This is a genomic window from Kitasatospora sp. MAA4 (assembly GCF_029893355.1).
GTDB lineage: Bacteria > Actinomycetota > Actinomycetes > Streptomycetales > Streptomycetaceae > Kitasatospora.
On sequence record NZ_JARZAI010000029.1, the window covers coordinates 46,353 to 64,795 of the forward strand.

Sequence of the window (18,443 nt, forward strand, 5' to 3'; positions counted from 1 at the left end):
ATGGGTCCGCGTGTGCCCAGCTGGTGGCTGCGGCGGCCGGTGGTGACGAACAAGGCCCTGGCCGGCTCTCCGCAGCGGGTGCACCCGCCCGTCCGGCATCGTCCGCGATCGTCCAGGATCGTCCGGGATCGCTCGGAGCTCTGTTGGACCGCCTCGTGGACCGTCAGCCTGCGTGTCAGGTGTTGCGCACCCCCAATCGGTCCCTCAGCAACTTCGAAGGAGCTCCATGCGACTCAAGGCCATAGCAGCCGCCTCGGTGGCGGTCGCGTCCCTCGTCCTCGGAATCGCCGGCACCTCGACCGCGGCGACCCAGTCGACCCTGACCGCCCACGCCACCACCACGGCGCCCAAGGGAGCGCCGACGGCGATCCTCCCCGGCCACTGGACCGCCAAGGCCCCCCAGCTCGCGCTCGGCTGCGGCTGGCTCGACATCGGCTCGCCCGGCAACTACGGCACCCCCGATGGGTATGCCGGGCAGGTGGAGCAGATGTACAACTCCTGCAACGGCGACGTCTACGCGCACTGGCAGTGGGACTCGGGCTTCATGGCCCGGTTCCCGGGTCGCCAGCTCAAGCTGGCCGTCGGCTCGCCCTACTACAACGGCGGCCAGGCGTTCTGGACCGGCGACGTGTCGGCCTCGAACGGCCAGGACGAGTGGTTCGAGTACTCCGACGGCTCCGGGATCCCGCACGGCTGGGCGAGCCCGGACGCCTGGCGCGTGGGCGCGGAGCTGGACGACTCCACCTGCGTCGCGTGGGGCACCTTGCACTGGTACGGCGGCCAGGACTGGACCGGCCCGGTCGGCGGCTGCGGCGACGAGATCACGCCGTCCTGACTTGGGCATCGCGACGAGTCGGCGGGAAGTGGATTGGGGGACGAACTTGTCCCTGGGAGGAGGCGATGGGGGCCCGAGCTCCATAGCATCTCGCCATGGAGCTCGAATTTCGGCATCTGCGGATCATCTGCAGCATCGCGGACAGCGGCAGTCTGACGCGGGCCGCCGCGTCGTTGCGGCTGACCCAGCCCGGCCTCAGTGCCCAGTTGACGCGGATCGAGCGGGTGCTCGGTGGCGAGCTGTTCAGCCGTGCGCAGTCGGGTGTGGTCCCGACTGCGTTCGGGGAGGTGGTCCTCAGCCGGGCGCGAGCGGTGCTGCCGACCGTCGATGAGCTGCTGGAGGTCTCCGCTCTCGCCGCGCAGCAGGGCTGTTCGCCGCACCGGTTCCGGCTCGGCTCGGTCAACGCTCCGCTGCTCGGCGGGTTGATCACGGCGATCAGGTTGCATCATCCGGAGGCCGAGATCAGTTCGCGGGGACAGGGATGCCCGGTCCCGCTGGTCGACGACATCGTGGGCGGGCGTCTCGAAGCGGCTGTGGTCGGCGACGGTCCCGGCTACGAGCTCGCGTTCCCCCCGGGAGTCGCCGCCGCGCCGATCGCCACCGAGCCGCTCTTCGTGGCACTGCCGGCGGCCCATCCGCTGGCGGCGCTGGAGGAGGTCGGGCTGGGGGACCTCGAGGACGAGGACTGGGCCGCTCCTCGTCCGGACAACGACCGGATCCGTGAGTACTGGTCCAGGACCCTGCACGTCCTGGGGCATCGCATGCGCGTCGTCCACGAGGCGGAGGGCCGGCTGCTCCTGGACGTCGTCCGCAACGGCCATGCGGTGAGTTTCTGCCAGGCCACGTTCGAGGAGGTGCCGGGCATCGCCGTACGTCCGATTGCCGGGAATCCGCTCTGGTACCGGCATGTGCTCGCCTGGCAATGAGGAGGGGGCGCTGGAACCGCTGGGCCCCTCGCTCGTGCAGAACGTCATCGAGGCGTACCGGGCGGCGTGCGCCCGCAGCACGGTCTACCAGGGCTGGCTCGAAAGGCACGACAGCGCCGCCGCACCGCCGCAGCTACGTGGTCACTACTTGTACAGGTCGGGCAGGCCGAAGGTGTGGGAGGTCTCGTGGTCGGCGACCCTGTAGCCCCAGGTCCACATGTCCTGGCCGAAGGTGATCGCCCACTTGATCCGCGTGCCGTTGACGGTGATCCCGGCGGTGGTCGGGTCGTAGAGGTAGGTGGGCGAGAAGCTGATCGCGGAGGCGGACCTGGTGGGGACGATGTAGAGCATGTCGTACTTCGAGAAGTCCGTGTACGGCGCGGCGGCCTGGACGGCCTGCTTCACATACAGCTCCTGCTCGTCGAACGTGATGCCGCGCTGGAATCCGTAGGAGGCGGAGGTCTGCGGCATGGTGATCCAGCGCTTCAGCGGATCGATCTCCAGGTGGAGTCTGCCGTAGGAGTCCTGCTTCATCCAGTCCTGCGCGGGGGCGAGTTCGCGGTAGTAGTCGTCGAGGGAGCCGGTGGCCGGTGCGTCGGGGAAGTCGACGAACAGCATCAGCACGTGCTTGGTGCCGAGCGGCTGCTGGAACTGCGTGTAGTCGGTGTTGTGGCCCTCGTCGGTCCAGCCGGTCCTCCCCGGCAGGGCGCAGTCGGAGGCCGGCGCGGTGGTGCTGGGGTGGCCGGTGTCGGCCAGGGCCGGGGTGGCGGTGGCGGTGGCCAGCATGACGGTCATCGCGAACGCGGCGGTGAGCGGGCGGAGTTTCATCGGTTTGCCTCAGAAGATCCCAGTACCCCATCACACCGTGTTATGCAGGCCCAAACGCCTGAGCGGTGCGCGTGCCCCGTCGGCGGAGGTGGTGCGGTCACCCGAAAGGGTTGTCCGTCAGGATTCGCCGGACCCCGTCCGCTCGGCGGTCTAGCCTACGAACATGCCGCCTGCCGTGGGCGGTTGAGGAGGACTCCCGTGTCGTCTGCGTCGTCGCCCTGTGACCCCGAATACGCTCCCGTCGGCGATGTGAGCGCTGCTGTCATGGTGATCGACTCCCGGCTCAAAGCGATCTACGACGGTAGGACCGAGGCGGACCTCGAACAGCAGCGGATGGTCGACCAGCTCGTCTCGTCCTTGGGCCCCGAGGGGGCCGATGCGCTGCTGGACGGCGCGTGCACCCTCATCTACATGTTCATGACCTGGCTGCGGGCGGCCTGCGAGGAGCACGACAAGGACGTCATCGAGTACGTGGTGCCCACCGTGGTGACCACGATGCGGATGATGCCCAAGACCTTCCGTCCCGAGGTCATCCCGACCATGGCCGGCCTGCTCGTCGCCGCGGGCACCGGCCTGAGCCCCAACTTGTGGCGCGCGCAGTACGGTTACTGGACCAAGGACGAGATGAATCCGCTGGAAGCCACGGCCGTCCTGCTCGCGGATCAGGTCAACCGGATGTCCGGTGACGACCACGACTTCGCCACCCGCTTGATCACCGACGCGCTGTCCGTCTCTGACGAGGACTGAGGGAGCACCTGGTGAACCGGCCCGTCATCGCTCGCCGGCTTCCTGGGGCGGGTCGGGGAAGTCGACCGGGTAGTCCTGGCCGAGGTCGGCGGAGCGGCTGACCGGCTCCCGGGCCGTCCGTTCTCGTCGGTCTCGGCCGCCAACTCGGCCAGGTACTGGTTGACTTCAGCCTCCAGCGCGGCAGCCAGCATCCGACGGGCGCCCTCGCGGACGATCTCGTCGATCAGGGAACCGGGCTGGGTGGAGCCGTCATCGGTGACCACGCTGAGCACGGGCGGACGTACTCGGGAAGGTGGGCCCTCCGCGTCCCTCCCCGCACGGATCCACAAGTCCTGAACACTGCCCGGCGGTTGGGCCGACTGCTGCCGCAGCTGGATGAGCTGCCAGGCCAACTGCCAGCGTGCGAGTTCCTCGGCGGACGCGCCGAAAGCAGTCACCAGCGCCAACACCCGCTCCAGGGGCGGGAGACGACTCCGCTGATGACTCAGGTCTCCCGAAAGGGTGCTGCGTGGAAGGCTGGTGCGGCGCTCGAGTTCGCGCAGCGATGGGCTGCCCGACCACACCCTGAACGCCTGGAGTCGGCGAACGAACTCCTGCGGTGTGGTCGCTTCGCCCGGATCGGGCATTGTGGCTGAAATCTGCTGCGATAACCGGTCGGGATCCCCGCCGATGTGTTGCCCGGTCATATGTCCCCCTTTTGGGGATCGGCCCCGATCGACCGATCCGGCGTGTGCAGGGGACCATCCTGGCCAACACCAACTGAGCAACTCCATGGCGTTCGCTTGGCGTTCTATGATGCTCTGCTGTCAGGGACCCGCCAGGGCTTGCAGGCTGGGAGCAGAGTGACCACCGTTCGGAGGCGATCATGTTGGGGGATTTCGGAACGCTGCTGCGACAGTTCCGGTTCTCGGCCGGGTTGACGCAGGAGGAGCTCGCGGATCAGTCAGGTGTCTCAACGCATGCGATCAGTGTGCTGGAGTCGGGGCGGCGGCGGCCTCGCCTGTCGTCGGTGACGCGGCTGGCCACGGCCCTGGGCCTGAACCCGGCCGACCGCGACCGACTGCTGGCCGCGGTACGCGGAGAACCGCAGCCGCAGTCGGGCACGGCGCCGGCCGAACGCGTGGTGCCTCGATTACTGCCCTACGCCGTACCGGACTTCACCGGGCGGCGCAGCGAGGTGGACCGGCTGCTGGAGCTGGCCGCCGGAGTGGGCGGGGCTCGCCCGCTGGTGATCTCGGCCATCGACGGCATGGCCGGCGTCGGCAAGACCGCCTTGGCCGTTCACGCCGGGCACACCCTCGCCGGTCGGTTCCCCGACGGGCAGCTCTTCGTGGACCTGCACGGTTTCACTCCGGGCCAGCGGCCACTCGAACCGGACGTGGCGCTGGCGAGTCTGCTCCGGGCGGTCGGTGTCAGCGAGAGTGCGCTGCCGTCGCGCACCGAGGAACGCGCCCAGCTGTGGCGCACCCGGGCGGCCGGCAGGCGGTACCTGATCGTGCTGGACAACGCGGTCGACGCCGAGCAGGTCCGCCCGTTGATCCCCGGCGACCCGCGCTGCCTCACACTGGTGACGTCCCGCCGGCGAATGCCCGCACTGGACGGGGCGGTCAGCGTGCCGCTGGACGTGCTGAGCCATGACGAGGCCGTCGAGCTGTTCGCCCGGATCGTCGGCCCGGACCGGGTCGCCGGCCATGCCTCCACCGTGGACGAGATCGTCGTACTGTGCGGCAGGCTGCCCCTGGCGCTGCGGATCGCCGGCGCCAGACTGGCCCACCATCCCGCCTGGACGCCCGTCGAGTTGTTGCAGCGGATCCGGCGTCCGCAGAAGTTATTGACCGAGCTCTCCCACCACGACCAGGGCGTTGCGGCGGCCTTCGTGGACTCTTACCACGCCCTCACCCCGGCACAGCAGCGTGCGTTCCGGCTGGCCGCGCTGCACCCCGGCGAGGACTTCGCGCCGCACGCCCTCGCCGCCCTGGTCGACGCACCGCCGGCCGAGACCGAGGAACTCCTGGAGTCGCTGCACAACCACCACCTGCTGATCGAGCACACGGCCTTTCGGTACACCTTCCACGACCTGCTCCGTACCTTCGCCGGCGAACTGCTCGCCCGCGAGGAACCCGAACCCGGCCAGCGGGCTGCGCTCATACGGCTGTTCGACCACTACAGTCACACCGCGGCCTCGGCGATGGACCAGCTGGCCCCGCTGGAACGCCACCACCGGCCGCAGCCCCCCGCGCCCGGCGGCACACCCGTGGAGTTCGCCGACCAGACGGACGCGGCGCAGTGGCTGGCCCGGGAACAGGCCAACCTGCTGGCCGTCGCCCACCACGCCACCGACGCCGGTCTGCCCCGGTACGCGGCGGACCTGCCGGCCATCCTCTGGCGCCACCTCAAACGCCACATGCCCGCCCAGGAGGCGCTGGTGCTGGGCGCCCGCGCCCTACGAGCCACCCGGCAGCTGGGCGATCCGGCCGGCGAGGCGGCCGCGCTGCGGCATCTCGGCGGCGTCCAGTACCAGCTCGGCGACTTCCCGCAGGCACTCGACCTGCTCGGCCGGGCCCTGGAGATCCAGCAAGGGATCGGCAACCGTGCCGGTGAGGCCCACGTGTTGGCCAACCTGGGCCTCACCCAGACCCGGATGGGGCGCCTGGAGGAGGCACTCGACCACCTGCAACGGGCGCTGCGGCTCAGCCGGGACATCTCCGAGCCGGCCGTCGAGGCGATCGCCCTGATCAACCTGGGGCCCGCGCTGACCAGGCTCGGACGCCTGCCGGAGGCATTGAAGTACCACCGTGCGGCGCTGAAGTTCCAGCGGCGCAGCGGAAACCGCCTCGGCCAGGCCATCGCGCTCAACCAGTTCGGCGAGTACCAGCAGAGGTTGAACCACCATCCGGAAGCGCTCGACCTGTACCAGGAGGCGCTCGATCTGCACCGCGGCCTCGGTGACACCTTCGGCCAGGCCGAGTCGCACACCCTGCTCGGCGACGCCCTGCTGGCCATGGACGCTCCGGCGAGCGCCCTCCAGCACTACCGGGCCGCGATCGAGTACCTCCCGCACACCGGCGAGCGGTACAACCTCGGCCGCATCCACTTCGGGCTGGCACGCACTCACCAGCGCCTGGGAGACCTCGACACCGCTCGGGAGCACGCCGAACAGGCCGTCGAGATCCACACCTCGCTGAACATCCCCGAGGCGGACGAGGCCCGGGCCCTGCTCGACTCACTCGTGCTCAGTTGAGCGGGTCGCACACCGTGGCACCGGTCAGGTCCGAGATCAGGCAGCCGGACAGCTTCGTGCCCGGGGCCACGTTGAGCAGGAGGACCCAGACCCCGTGGGGGTTGACGGGCGCCGGTCCCAGGACGAGCCAACTCCCGCCGGTCGAGTCGCGGACGCCGAAGTAGCAACCGCCGTTGTCGCCGAGCGCCTGAACCGACAGCAAGCCGTTGGTGTCATACACCGCCACTGAGCAGCTGCCGTTGGTGATGGTCGTGGGGCCGCCTATCGTTACGGCCTGGGCCGAGGTTGTGGCGCCCAGGCCGAGCGTGGCCGCCGCGAGCGCGACGGCCGCTGTGCGTCGGGCAGTTGTGGTGAATCGCACGGTACTCCTCCAGTGACGAGGTCCGGGAGTCGAGCGGGGCGGACCCGCGAGGGCCCGCGCCCGCCTCACTCACCGCACCTTGCTCAGTTGATCGGGCCGCATGCCCAGGTGTTGTTGTTGGCCGTGTCGATCAGACACGCCTCCAGGCTCTGGCCCGGACCGTCGTAGAACCACCCCTGCGCGTTCGAGCTGCCGCTCGCGCCGCCGCCCATCCAGCTCCAGGTGTTCCGGTTGAAGACACCGAAAAGACAGTGGCCGGGGTTCTGGGTCGGGAGGATCTCCATGTAGTCGTGGTAGTCGCTCCCGAGGGTGATGTCCTCCACCGCCGCACAGCCACCGGTACTGAACGTCCAGCTGCCCTCGGCGGCCTGGGCCGAGGTCGCGGTCCCTATCCCGATCCCGGCCACCGCCACAGCGGCGAACACGGCAGCAGCGGCGCGCTTCCTGGTCCTGGTGAATCGCATGGAACTCCTCCAGTGAATCGGTTCCGCCCCGGAGTCGGCACCGGGGCAACACCCCGAATCTCAGCAACCGGTGGACCGCGGAACAACTGGTCGAGCACCGTCCCGGACGCACCCGGACGCACCCGGACGGCGTCGGACACACCCCCCCGGGGCCCGGTCAGCGGCGGCTGAGCCGCCATCGAGGCCTTCCGGCTGGCCTTCGGCACCACGCCGGGGCGCTACCAGCGCGCGGCCTGAGGACCGAGAGTTTGAGGTGACGGTCGGCCGCCTTGCCTCGCCCCGCGCTCGCGGGCGGGCAGCAGCGGAAACGGATTCGCGAAAGTCGGGCCGTGATCACTAAGGTTCGCCCGTGGCAGATCACGAGACCGACGACGAGCTGTGGAACGAGTTCCGCCGTGAGTTCGACAAGAGCAACGCGATACACGAGCCCAGCGCCGCCGAGCGGGCGGCGGCGGGAGCAGCAAGGGCCAGCGGCGGGCCCGGCTCCGCCGGTCCCCGGCCGACCGGGCGGCGCCGCAGGGCAGCGGCGGTGCTCGCCTGCGCCGTGGTGGCGGTCGGCGCGGCGGGGTACTGGGCCTGGGCTCATCCCCTCGCCGTGCACGCGGCCGGCAAGCCGGTCGCGGCCACGCCGTCGGCAGCCGTGAGCACGGCCACCGCGAGCGGAAGTGCCAACCCCGCCGGGGTCGTCCCGCTCAGCGTGTTCCCGGCTCAGGCCGCGGGCGGCTTCACGCTGGTGGGGGAGCGCACCGACACCAGCTGCACCGGGACCGACACGGTCGCTCCCACTCTGGCGGGCATGATCACCCAGAGCCACGGCTGCCTCGGCGTCGACCTGGCGCTCTACAAGGACGCGGGCGGCAACCAGTACAACCTGACGCTCTTCACCTTGAAGGACCCGGTGGACGCCGTCGAGATCGTCAGCACGCTGGGCATGCACCCCGACGACTACGAAGTCGCCGTGCAGGTCCCGCCGATCGGGTCGGGCCTCAAGGAACTGCCGGCCGACAGCGGTCTCGTCCAGGCGTTCGGCAGCGCGGGGAACGCGGCACTGGTCGGGATGGCGCAGTGGTCCGACGGGCACACCGGTGACTTCCAGAAGCTGGAGGACCAGCTCGCGCCGTTGGACGACCAGATCCTCCACCGCCTCCCCGGCGGGGCTGCCATGCCCCACCCGTCCACCGGACAGCCCTCCGGACAACCCACCGCCAAGCCCTCGTCGGCCGCCGTGGCGCTCTGAGCCCCTCAGCACGGTGTGCGGCACGGTTAGGATCCCGGGATGGTAGCTACTGGATCCGATCGGCACAGTACCAGGACGTACTACGTCTCGACCCCCATCTACTACGTGAACGATGCTCCCCACCTGGGACATGCCTACACAACCGTCGCAGGCGACGTGCTCACTCGCTGGCACCGTCAGCGCGGCGAGAACGTCTGGTTCCTGACCGGCACGGACGAGCACGGTCAGAAGATCATGCGCACCGCCGCCGCGAACGGGGTCACCCCGAAGGAGTGGTGCGACAAGCTTGTCGAGGAGGCGTGGCGGCCTCTCTGGGCGCATCTGAACATCGCCAACGACGACTTCATCCGCACGACCGAGAGCCGGCACACGGCGCGGGTCCAGGAGTTCATCCAGGATCTGCACGACAAGGGCGAGATCTACAAAGGCGGTTACCAGGGCCCTTACTGCGTGGGCTGCGAAGAGTACAAGCTCCCGGGCGAGTTGGCGGAGGGCGATGACGGCGCGCAGCTGTGCCCAATCCACAGGAAGCCGGTGGAGATCCTCAAGGAGGAGAACTACTTCTTCAAACTCTCCGAGTACGGGCCCAAGTTGCTCGAGCACTACGAGAACCATCCGGACTTCATCCACCCCGCGTCCGCTCGCAACGAGGTCGTGAACTTCGTCAAGCAGGGGCTGCAGGACCTCTCGGTGTCACGGTCGACCTTCGACTGGGGCATCAAGGTGCCGTGGGACGACAAGCACGTCATCTACGTGTGGATCGATGCGCTTCTCAACTACGCGACGGCGGTGGGCTACGGCTCGGACTCCGCGATGTTCGAGGAGACCTTCCCGGCCGATGTCCACCTGGTCGGCAAGGACATCCTGCGCTTCCACGCGATCATCTGGCCCGCGATGCTGATGGCGAACAACCTGCCGCTGCCCGGCCGGATCGCGGCCAACGGCTGGCTGCTGGTGGGTGGTGAGAAGATGAGCAAGTCCAACCTGACCGGCATCAAACCGCAGGGCCTGACGGAACACTTCGGTGTCGACGCCTACCGCTGGTACTTCCTCCGGGCGATCGCCTTCGGCCAGGACGGCTCCTTCTCCTGGGAGGACTTCACCGCCCGCTACACCTCCGAACTCGCCAACGACTACGGCAACCTGGCCTCGCGCCTGGCAGCGATGGTGATCAAGTACTTTGCGGGTGTGCTGCCGAAGGCCACGGCCGCGGGCGAGGCCGAGCGGGTGGTCCAGGAGGGGCTGGCGAACGCGGTGGCTGCTGCCGATCGGAAGATCGGTGAGGAGTTGGACTTCGCCGGCGGAATTGCCGTGGTCTTCGACTTCATCAAGCAGGTCAACGGCTACCTGACCGAGCAGGAACCGTGGAAGGTCGCCAAGGACGACTCCGAAGAGGGACGCGCGCGCCTCGCCACGATCCTCTACACGGCGGCCGATGCCCTGCGAGGCTGTGCCGTGCTGCTGAACCCGTTGATGCCGCAGAGCTCGCAGGAGCTGTGGAACTCTCTGGGAGCCGATGCCTCACTCGGCGTCCTGGCCGGCCAGCGCATTCAGGATGCCGGCGACTGGGGTCGGCTCCCCGCGGGCTCGGAGGTGACCAAGGGTCAGGCGCTCTTCCCCCGGCTGGAGGACCGTACGAGAGCGTAGCCACTCCTCCCGAAGCAGGCGCGCCCTTGACGGGGTTGTGTGTTGAGCGTTGTGTGTACGGCATGAGGAGTTCGGGCGTCGGGGGACAGGGATGACCGGATCGGCCTCCGGGGCGTCCGCCGGCCTCACCCGGGTGCCCGGGCTGCTCTACGGCGGCGACTACAACGCCGAGCAGTGGGGCGAGCACGTCTGGGACGAGGACGCCCGGCTGATGCGGCAGGCCGGGGTCACCATGGCCACGGTCGGCGTCTTCGCCTGGGCACGGCTGCAACCCGCCTCGGACAGTTGGGACTTCGGCTGGCTGGACCGGTTGCTGGACCTGCTGCACGGCCACGGCGTCGCCGTGGACCTGGCCACCGCGACCGCCTCGCCGCCGGCCTGGCTGGTGCGCGCCCATCCCGAGATGCTTCCCGTCACCGCCGACGGCGTGCGACTGGAGTTCGGCTCCCGGCAGCACTACTGCCCGTCCTCGGCCGTCTACCGGGCCGCCGCCGTTCGCCTGACCCGAGCGCTCGCCGAGCGGTACCGCGACCACCCCGCGTTGGCGCTCTGGCACATCCACAACGAGTACGGCGACCACGTCACCGAGTGCTTCTGCGCCGATTCCGCCGCCGACTTCCGCCGCTGGCTGTCCGAGCGCTACCACGACGTCGAGACGCTCAACCACGCCTGGGGCACCGCCTTCTGGTCGCAGCGCTACGCCGGCTTCGAGGAGGTCGAGCCGCCGCGCGCCGCGCCGGGACCGGGCAACCCGACGCAGCTCCTGGACTGGCGCCGGTTCTGCTCCGACGCCCTGCTGGCCTGCCACCGCGCGGAGAAGGCCGTGCTGGACGAGATCTGCCCGCAGGTGCCGGCCACCACCAACTTCATGTCGATGTTCAAGGCGCTGGACTACTGGGAGTGGGCCCGGCACGAGGACTTCGTCTCCGACGACGCCTACCCCGACCCGGCCGACCCCCGGGCCCACGTCACGGCCGCGATGAACTACGACCTGATGCGCTCGCTGAAGGACGGCCGGCCGTGGCTGCTGATGGAGCAGGCCCCCTCGGCCGTCAGCTGGCGCACCGTCAACCTCCCCAAGCGGCCGGGGCTGCAGCGCCTCTGGTCGCTCCAGGCGCTGGCCAGGGGAGCGGACGGCATCATGTACTTCCAGTGGCGCGCCTCGGCGGCCGGGGCGGAGAAGTTCCACAGCGCCATGCTGCCGCACCGCGGCACCGCCTCGCGCGGGTGGCAGGAGACCGTGCGCTTCGGCGCCGAGCTGCGTCGCCTCGCGGAGGTGGCCGGCAGCCGGCTGCGCGGGCAGGTCGCCGTCGTCCTGGACTGGGACAGCTGGTGGGCACTGGAGCTGGACGAGCACCCCAGCGCCCGGATGCGCTGGCTCGACCTGCTCCGCCCCTGGTACGCGGCTCTGTTCGAGCGGGGCGTGACGATCGACTTCGTCCGCCCCGGCGCGTCGCTCGACGGCTACCGGGCGGTGTTGGCCCCCAACCTCTACCTGCTCACCGAGGAGGGCGCCCACTGGCTCGCCCGCTACGTCCACGGGGGCGGGACGCTGGTCTGCGGTCCCTTCAGCGGGATCAGCGACCGCGACGACCACGTCCACGCGGGCGGGCCGCCGGGCCCGCTGCGCCCACTGCTGGGCGTGGTGGTCGACGAGCCGTGGCCGATCGCCGACGGCGCCTGGACCACGGTGCGGTCGCCCTCGGGCGAGCTGCGGGCCACCCTGTGGAGCGAGTGGCTGGAGACCGAGGGCGCCGAGACGCTGGCCCGCTACGTCTGCGGCGACCTGGCCGGACGTCCCGCCGTCACCCGCAACGTCCATGGCGCGGGCGCGGCCTGGTACGTCGGCTGCCACCTCGGCACGGACATCGCCGCGCTGCTCGACCTGGCTCTGGGGCCAACCGTCACAGCTCTGCCGCTGCCGCCCGGTGTCGAGGCCACCCGTCGCCGTGCCGGGGACGGCACCGACTACCTCTTCCTGCTCAACCACGGCCCGGACAGCGTCCAGCTGACCCTGGACGCCGCCGGGACCGACCTGCTGACCGGGGCCGCCGTCGCCGGTCGGCTCACGCTCGGAGCGCTCGACGCCGCCGTTGTCCGCACCCACCCCACCGAGGTCCTGCCATGAGCCCGCTGGATCGACGTCACTTCCTGGTCGCCGCTACTACCGCCACCGCACTCGCCGCGCTGCCCGCAGCCGCACAGGCGGCACCGGCCGTCCCGGCTCCGACGACCGCCGAGGACTACGCAGACGTCCTGGACCTGCACGGCGTCCCCGCCGTCGCCTACCCCGGGGACGCCGACGACAACAACCCCGTCACCGTCTTCGCCGACCTGGGCGCCTGGCACGCCTACGCCCTGCCCACCGTCGAGGACACCGCCGCTCACGGCGGATTCACCGGCCCGCTCTACATCGCCCAGGAGTACCCCTGGTGGCTGAGCAGCGGGTTCAGCCGGATCGAGGTCAGCGAGCACGGACAGCCGCTCGACCTGTCCGCCGGCGCGCCCCCGCGGCTGAACGCCCTGCCCGGCCGGCTGCGCCAGTCCTACGACCTGGGCGCCGGGCTGACGCTGCGTCTGGACCTCTGCTTCGCCGGCAACCGCAGCGCCCTCGTCCGCGCGAACCTGACCAACACCGCCAGCACGCCGCGCACCCTCGCGGTCTCCTGGACCGGCACGCTGCTGCGCCCCGCCGAGCAGCCCCAGCACGCCGCACTCGCGCTCGGCGCGACCGGCACCGGCGTCGCCGTGGACTTCGCGCGGGTCAGGGAGGTCTGGGACTTCCTGACCGACGGCACGGAACGCTTCGAGATCACCCACGCGAGCGCCGTCCGGACCACCGTGGACGGCGACTCCTACCGCACCGTGCTCAGCGCGCCGCTCACCCTCGCGCCGGGCCGGGCCCGAAGCCTGGACTGGGTCGAGTCCTACACGTTCACCGCCGCCGAGCGCACCCGCGAGGCCGCCACCGTCGACCGCGCACTGACCGCCCCCGACGAGGTCCGGGCGGCCAACGCCGCCCGCTGGCACGGCTACCTCGACGGCGCGACCGAGGGCGTCCCCGCCGACCGGCGCCGGACCGCCGTCAAGTGCGTGCAGACGCTGGTCACCAACTGGCGCAGCCCGGCCGGCCGGATCCGCCACGACGCGGTCACCCCCTCCCTCTCCAACAAGTGGTTCAACGGAGTCTGGGCCTGGGACACCTGGAAGCAGGCCGTGGGCACGGCCCGCTTCGCGCCCGAGCTCGCCGCCGCGCAGATCCGCGCCATGTTCGACCACCAGATCCAGCCCGACTCGCCGACCCGCCCGCAGGACGCCGGGATGATCCCCGACTGCATCTTCTACAACGACCCGAGTACCGGAGGCGGCAACTGGAACGAGCGCAACTCCAAGCCGCCGCTGGCCGCCTGGGCGGTCTGGGAGGTCTACCGGCACGGCGGGGACAGCGCCTTCCTGCGCGAGCTCTACCCGCAGCTGACCGCCTACCAGGCCTGGTGGTACCGCAACCGGGACCACGCCCACGACGGCCTGGCCGAGTACGGCGCCACCGTGGACCCCGGCAACGCCGCCGCCGAGGACTGCCGACAGGCCGCCGCCTGGGAGAGCGGGATGGACAACGCCCCGCGTTTCGACGCCGCGCTCGGCGCGGCCGTGGTCCAGAACCGCGCCGCGGACGGCACCCTGCTTGGCTACTCGCTCACCCAGCACTCCGTCGACCTCAACGCCTACCTCGCCGCCGACAAGCGCCACCTCGCCACCATCGCGCAGACACTCGGCGACCGGACGGCCGCGACGCGGTTGCGCGCCGAGGCGGACGCGGTGGACGCGGCCGTGCGCGCGAGCATGTACGACCCGGCCACCGGCTGGTTCCACGACACCGACCTGGCGACCGGCGCCCGGCTGACCGCTCGGGGGCGCGGAATCGAGGGCGCCGTTCCGCTCTGGTCCGGTACCGCGACCCGCGCCCAGGCCGCCACCGTGCGCGCCCGCCTGCTGGACCCCGCCGAGTTCGGCACCCGGCTGCCCTTCCCGACCGTCTCCAGGAGCTCCCCGTACTTCGACCCGGAGGGCTACTGGCGCGGTCTGGTCTGGCTGGACCAGGCGTACTTCGCGCTGGAGGGCCTGCGCCGCTACGGCTTCACCGCCGACGCCGGCGACCTGACCGCCCGTCTGCTCGCCGTCGCGGGCGGGCTCACCCAGGACGCTCCTCTGTCGGAGAACTACAATGCGCTGACCGGAGCCGCCCGGAACTCCCCGAACTTCAGTTGGTCCGCCGCGCTGCTTCTTCCGCTACTACGGGGCTGACCTGGGCGATCGACTCGTTACCGCAGCAGTGATGGATCAGTGATGGAGCAGTGATGGAACAGCTGGAGCTTCGTCACCTGCGCATCGTGTGTGCGATAGCCGACGCCGGTGGCCTGCGCCGCGCGGCGGTGCTGCTGGGCTACTCGCAGCCGGCCGTGAGCACCCAACTCCAGCGGATCGAGAGCTATTTCGGCGGGGAGCTGTTCATCCGCAGCCGGGCGGGCGTGGTCCCGACGCCGTTCGGTGTGAAGGTCGTCGCGCAGGCCCGTGACGTGCTCGCCCAGGTGGACGGCATCGGCCGCAGCCCGGTCGGGGACACCACCGGGGCCGGCCGGACCCTGCGGCTGGCCGCGACCAACACCCCGATCCTGTCCGGTCTGGTCGTGCGGATCCGCAAGGCGCTGCCGGCGATGGCACTGACCGTCAGTTCCGTCTACTCCTCGGCGGAGATCGTCGAGCTCCTGGAGAGCGGTGAGTTGGACGCCGCGATCGGCACCGACTATCCCGGGATGGAGCTGCGGCACTCCGGCGCCGTCGCGCTGCGCGGGATCGTCACCGAACCGTCGTTCGTCGCGCTGCCGGCGGACCACCGGCTGGCCGACAGGATCGAGGTCTCGCTGTCCGAACTGGCCGAGGACGCCTGGTTCGTGACACCCGACGACGGCGCGGGCTGGCCCGGGGTCTTCTACGTCGCGTGCCAGGTGGCCGGATTCCACCCGGCCACCGTGCACCAGTTCCTCGGCGACCGGGGCCAGTTGCAGGACATGATCGCCGCAGGGCTGGGCGTCGCGGTCGTGCAGGCGACCTTCCGCCCGTCCGTCGGCGTGCTGGTCAAACCCCTGACCGGCAGGCCGGTCTGGTGCCGCTACCTGCTGGCCTGGCAGCCGGGCGGCGTCGCCGACGAGGTCGTCGAGACCGTGTACCGGTCCGCGTCCGCGGCCTACCGCGACCTCTCCGGGCACGTGCCGCACCTCCAGCCGTGGTCCCCGCGGACGTTCGGCGCGCCCCGCCCCTGACCGGCGACTGTGCCCACGGTGTTATCACCGCTGGGGCGATGTCCTATCACCCAGCGCGTTGTCAGTGGGCCTGACGCAGTGGGATGTTACATGTCACGTCTCACTACCCCCACCCGAGGCGCACCCCCACGTTCACTCAGGAGCATTGATGCGCCATCGATTTGCCCTGCCCAGATTCCTGGCCGCCACTCTGGCGGCCGGCATCGCGACCGCCGGTCTGCTGGCTCCGCCGTCGTTCGCCGCAACCGCCCCGAAGCCCTCGACCAGCGCTCCCGCCCCCACAGCGGGCGCGCCCCGGTCGCCGGCGCCGCTCGGCGCCAACACCGGCCGGTCCACGCAGGCCGACGTGCGAAGCCAGCGGGTCAACGCCGCTCAACAGCCCCCGGTCAGCCCGGTGTTGCCGGCCGCACCGTCGAAGCCCGCCGCCCGCTCCAAGGCTGCCGCTCTCGCCGCAGCGCAGTCCTGCACGGCCGCCGACTTCGGCAGTCGGTCCGGATCCGCGCTGGTCTCCTACATCCAGTCCTCGACCACGGACTGTGTGAACACGCTGTTCAAGCTCACCGGCTCCGACGCGCACAGCGTCTTCAACGAGGCGCAGATGGTCACCGTGGCCAACGCCTTTCGGAGCGCCTCGTCCAACTACCCCGGTGACGACACCACTTCGGTGTGGCAGCTGGAGCTCTTCCTGCGCGCCGGCTACTACGTGCAGTACTACCACCCCGCGGACGTCGGGACGTACGGCCCGACCCTGGCGGCCGCCATCGAGGGCGCACTGGACGCCTTCGTGGCGTCCCCGCACTTCATGGACGTCACCGCGGCCAACGGCGACGTCACGGGCGACGCCATCGTCCTGACGGACAGCGCCAACGAGCAGGCCCGCTACCTGAACACCTACAAGAAGGTGCTCAACGCCTACACCAGCTCCTACGACGCCTATGCCAGCATGGACGCGGCCGTCAACGACGTCTTCACCCCGATCTTCCGCGGCCACCAGAACCCCGCGTTCATCACCGCGGTCACCGCGGACCCGAGCATCATCGACACGCTCGACGCGTTCGCGCTGAACCACGAGTCCGCGCTGAGCGGGGACAACTCCTACCTGGACTCCAACGCCGGCACCGAGCTCGCACGCTTCCTGGACACCGCGGCGCTCCAGGCCAAGGTCCGCCCGCTGGCGAAGGGCCTGCTGGGCGCATCGGCGATCACCGGCACGTCGGCGCCGCTGTGGGTCGGTGTCGCCGGGATGACCTCCACCGACGACCAGGCCCAGTGCTCGTACTACGGCACCTGCAACCTCGTCGCCCAGCTCACCGCGGCCTCGCTGCCGACCACGACGGCCTGCGGTTCGACGATCACCCTGCTGACGCAGGCGCTGACCGCCGCTGACCTGACGGCCGTCTGCGCGAGCCTGCAGAGCGAGATACCGTACTTCCAGAACCTGGACAAGATAACCAGCCCGATACCCGGCCAGTACGAGACGAAGGTCCGGCTCGCCATCTACGCGAGCTCCAAGGACTACCAGACGTACTCCAGCTGGATCTTCGGCAACAGCACCAACAACGGCGGCGAGACGCTGTCCGGGAACATCACCGACCCCACCAACCAGCCCGTCTCCATCCAGTACCAGTGGCCCGCCGACAACGGCTTCCCGGCCCGGGTCTGGAACCTCAACCACGAGTTCACGCACCTCATGCAGGGCGCCTACGACATGCAGGGCACCTTCGCCACCGAGATCACGGTGCCGGACATCTGGTGGATCGAGGGCCAGGCCGAGTACGTCTCCTACAGCTACCGCAACGTCCCGGACACCGGGGCGATCGCCGACGCCAGCCAGCACACCTACGCGCTGAGCACGCTGTTCCAGAGCACGTACGACAACTCCGACCAGACCCGCACCTACCCGTGGGGCTACCTCGCGGTGCGGTACATGTTCGAGAAGCACCCCGCGGACATCGCCAACATGCTCACCCACTTCCGCACCGGTGACTACACGGGCGGCTACGCCGTCTACAACAGCATCGGCACCGGCTACGACGCCGACTTCAACGCCTGGCTCGACGCACTCGCCAACGCCGGCGCGAACGGCCCCGCGACCCCCTGCACGGACCCCGACGTCCGCGCCATGGGCCAGAACTGCTACCGCACCAATGAGTCGGCCGCCGCCGGCAACGACGAGGGCATGTTCGTCTACCTGCCGGCCGGCACCTCGACGCTGACCATCACGACCAGTGGCGGCACCGGCAACGCGGACCTCTACTACAACCCCGACACCTGGGCCTCGCCCACCGCGTACACGGCTTCGTCGACCAACCCCGGCAACAACGACAGCATCACCGTCACCAGCACCAACGCCGACCCCGGGTACCGCTACATCGACCTGCACGCCACCACCGCCTTCAGCGGGGTCACCATCACCACGCGTTACGTGTTCGGTAACGGCGGAAGCGGGACGCTGCCGGCCTGCACGGCCACCGACACCCGCGTCATGGGCCAGAACTGCTCGCGCACCAACGAGTCGGCCACCGCGGGCAACAGCGACTACTTCTACCTCTACCTGCCGGCCGGCACCTCGACGCTGACCGTCACCACCGGTGGCGGCACCGGCAACGCGGACCTCTACTACAACCCCAACACCTGGGCCTCGCCCACCGCGTACACGGCCGAGTCGACCAACTCCGGCAACGCCGAGAGCATCACGGTCACCAACACCACCGCCGGATACCGCTACATCACCCTGTACGCGGCGACCGACTTCAGCGGAGTCACGCTGTCCACCCAGTACTGACGCGCGCAAGCCGGGTGGGGAGGCGACCTCGCCTCCCCACCCGGCTTCGCC

13 protein-coding genes and 1 pseudogene are annotated in these 18,443 nt (G+C 70.3%); 10 read left to right on the top strand and 4 right to left on the bottom strand.

What is annotated here, in order from left to right:
- Positions 1–226 precede the first annotated feature (226 nt).
- Both P3T37_RS30290 and P3T37_RS30295 read left to right on the top strand, forming a co-directional pair.
- The gene (locus tag P3T37_RS30290; RefSeq protein ID WP_280727092.1) at positions 227–835 is read left to right on the top strand and encodes a hypothetical protein; all 609 of its coding nucleotides are present in this window, start codon (positions 227–229) and stop codon (positions 833–835) included.
- 95 nt (positions 836–930) lie between these two features.
- Positions 931–1,761, top strand: a complete 831-nt coding sequence (locus P3T37_RS30295; protein WP_280727093.1) for a LysR family transcriptional regulator — start codon at positions 931–933, stop codon at positions 1,759–1,761.
- 144 nt (positions 1,762–1,905) lie between these two features.
- Here P3T37_RS30295 and P3T37_RS30300 read toward each other — a convergent pair whose 3' ends face one another.
- Positions 1,906–2,589, bottom strand: a complete 684-nt coding sequence (locus P3T37_RS30300) for a hypothetical protein (protein ID WP_280727094.1) — start codon at positions 2,587–2,589, stop codon at positions 1,906–1,908.
- Between the two features lie 264 nt (positions 2,590–2,853).
- Between P3T37_RS30300 and P3T37_RS30305 the strand changes: the two genes are divergently transcribed.
- A complete protein-coding gene (locus P3T37_RS30305) occupies positions 2,854–3,336 on the top strand; it encodes a hypothetical protein (protein WP_280727125.1) in 483 nt (160 codons plus the stop codon).
- Positions 3,337–3,449: 113 nt separating this feature from the next.
- On the opposite strand, the pseudogene P3T37_RS30310 reads toward P3T37_RS30305, so the two are convergent.
- Positions 3,450–3,608 (bottom strand): annotated as a pseudogene (locus P3T37_RS30310) (IS256 family transposase); the annotation flags it as partial.
- A gap of 593 nt (positions 3,609–4,201) precedes the next feature.
- Between P3T37_RS30310 and P3T37_RS30315 the strand changes: the two are divergent.
- The gene (locus P3T37_RS30315; protein WP_280727095.1) at positions 4,202–6,577 is read left to right on the top strand and encodes a helix-turn-helix domain-containing protein; all 2,376 of its coding nucleotides are present in this window, start codon (positions 4,202–4,204) and stop codon (positions 6,575–6,577) included.
- Here P3T37_RS30315 and P3T37_RS30320 read toward each other — a convergent pair.
- The gene (locus tag P3T37_RS30320) at positions 6,570–6,938 is read right to left on the bottom strand and encodes a hypothetical protein (protein WP_280727096.1); all 369 of its coding nucleotides are present in this window, start codon (positions 6,936–6,938) and stop codon (positions 6,570–6,572) included. The two genes, P3T37_RS30315 and P3T37_RS30320, sit on opposite strands and share 8 nt — an antisense overlap.
- A gap of 83 nt (positions 6,939–7,021) precedes the next feature.
- A complete protein-coding gene (locus P3T37_RS30325; protein WP_280727097.1) occupies positions 7,022–7,402 on the bottom strand; it encodes a hypothetical protein in 381 nt (126 codons plus the stop codon).
- Between the two features lie 349 nt (positions 7,403–7,751).
- Here P3T37_RS30325 and P3T37_RS30330 point away from each other — a divergent pair, with 349 nt between their 5' ends.
- The 6 genes from P3T37_RS30330 to P3T37_RS30355 all read left to right on the top strand — a co-directional run bounded on the left by P3T37_RS30330 (position 7,752) and on the right by P3T37_RS30355 (position 18,392).
- On the top strand, positions 7,752–8,639 hold the full coding sequence (locus P3T37_RS30330; RefSeq protein ID WP_280727098.1) for a hypothetical protein: 888 nt from the start codon (positions 7,752–7,754) through the stop codon (positions 8,637–8,639).
- 39 nt (positions 8,640–8,678) lie between these two features.
- Complete coding sequence (gene metG, locus P3T37_RS30335; protein WP_280727099.1) at positions 8,679–10,286, top strand: methionine--tRNA ligase; 1,608 nt, start codon at positions 8,679–8,681, stop codon at positions 10,284–10,286.
- Between the two features lie 91 nt (positions 10,287–10,377).
- Positions 10,378–12,414: a beta-galactosidase gene (locus P3T37_RS30340; protein ID WP_280727100.1), complete on the top strand. Its 2,037-nt coding sequence runs from the start codon at positions 10,378–10,380 to the stop codon at positions 12,412–12,414.
- On the top strand, positions 12,411–14,591 hold the full coding sequence (locus tag P3T37_RS30345) for a trehalase family glycosidase (protein ID WP_280727101.1): 2,181 nt from the start codon (positions 12,411–12,413) through the stop codon (positions 14,589–14,591). The genes P3T37_RS30340 and P3T37_RS30345 overlap by 4 nt, the downstream gene beginning before the upstream one ends.
- A gap of 53 nt (positions 14,592–14,644) precedes the next feature.
- Positions 14,645–15,607 (top strand): LysR family transcriptional regulator, encoded by a 963-nt coding sequence (locus tag P3T37_RS30350; RefSeq protein ID WP_280727102.1) that lies wholly within the window; start codon positions 14,645–14,647, stop codon positions 15,605–15,607.
- Positions 15,608–15,755: 148 nt separating this feature from the next.
- Positions 15,756–18,392 carry a M9 family metallopeptidase gene (locus P3T37_RS30355; protein ID WP_280727103.1) on the top strand — a complete coding sequence of 879 codons (2,637 nt, stop codon included), beginning with the start codon at positions 15,756–15,758 and terminating at the stop codon, positions 18,390–18,392.
- Positions 18,393–18,443: the final 51 nt, after the last annotated feature.

Coding starts and splice junctions, on each gene's coding strand:
- P3T37_RS30325 (WP_280727097.1), bottom strand. CDS start 7,402: ATGCGATTCACCAGGACCAGGAAGCGCGCCGCTGCTGCCGTGTTCGCC.
- P3T37_RS30305 (WP_280727125.1), top strand. CDS start 2,854: ATGGTGATCGACTCCCGGCTCAAAGCGATCTACGACGGTAGGACCGAG.
- P3T37_RS30290 (WP_280727092.1), top strand. CDS start 227: ATGCGACTCAAGGCCATAGCAGCCGCCTCGGTGGCGGTCGCGTCCCTC.
- P3T37_RS30340 (WP_280727100.1), top strand. CDS start 10,378: ATGACCGGATCGGCCTCCGGGGCGTCCGCCGGCCTCACCCGGGTGCCC.
- P3T37_RS30300 (WP_280727094.1), bottom strand. CDS start 2,589: ATGAAACTCCGCCCGCTCACCGCCGCGTTCGCGATGACCGTCATGCTG.
- metG (WP_280727099.1), top strand. CDS start 8,679: ATGGTAGCTACTGGATCCGATCGGCACAGTACCAGGACGTACTACGTC.
- P3T37_RS30355 (WP_280727103.1), top strand. CDS start 15,756: ATGCGCCATCGATTTGCCCTGCCCAGATTCCTGGCCGCCACTCTGGCG.
- P3T37_RS30350 (WP_280727102.1), top strand. CDS start 14,645: ATGGAACAGCTGGAGCTTCGTCACCTGCGCATCGTGTGTGCGATAGCC.
- P3T37_RS30315 (WP_280727095.1), top strand. CDS start 4,202: ATGTTGGGGGATTTCGGAACGCTGCTGCGACAGTTCCGGTTCTCGGCC.
- P3T37_RS30295 (WP_280727093.1), top strand. CDS start 931: ATGGAGCTCGAATTTCGGCATCTGCGGATCATCTGCAGCATCGCGGAC.
- P3T37_RS30345 (WP_280727101.1), top strand. CDS start 12,411: ATGAGCCCGCTGGATCGACGTCACTTCCTGGTCGCCGCTACTACCGCC.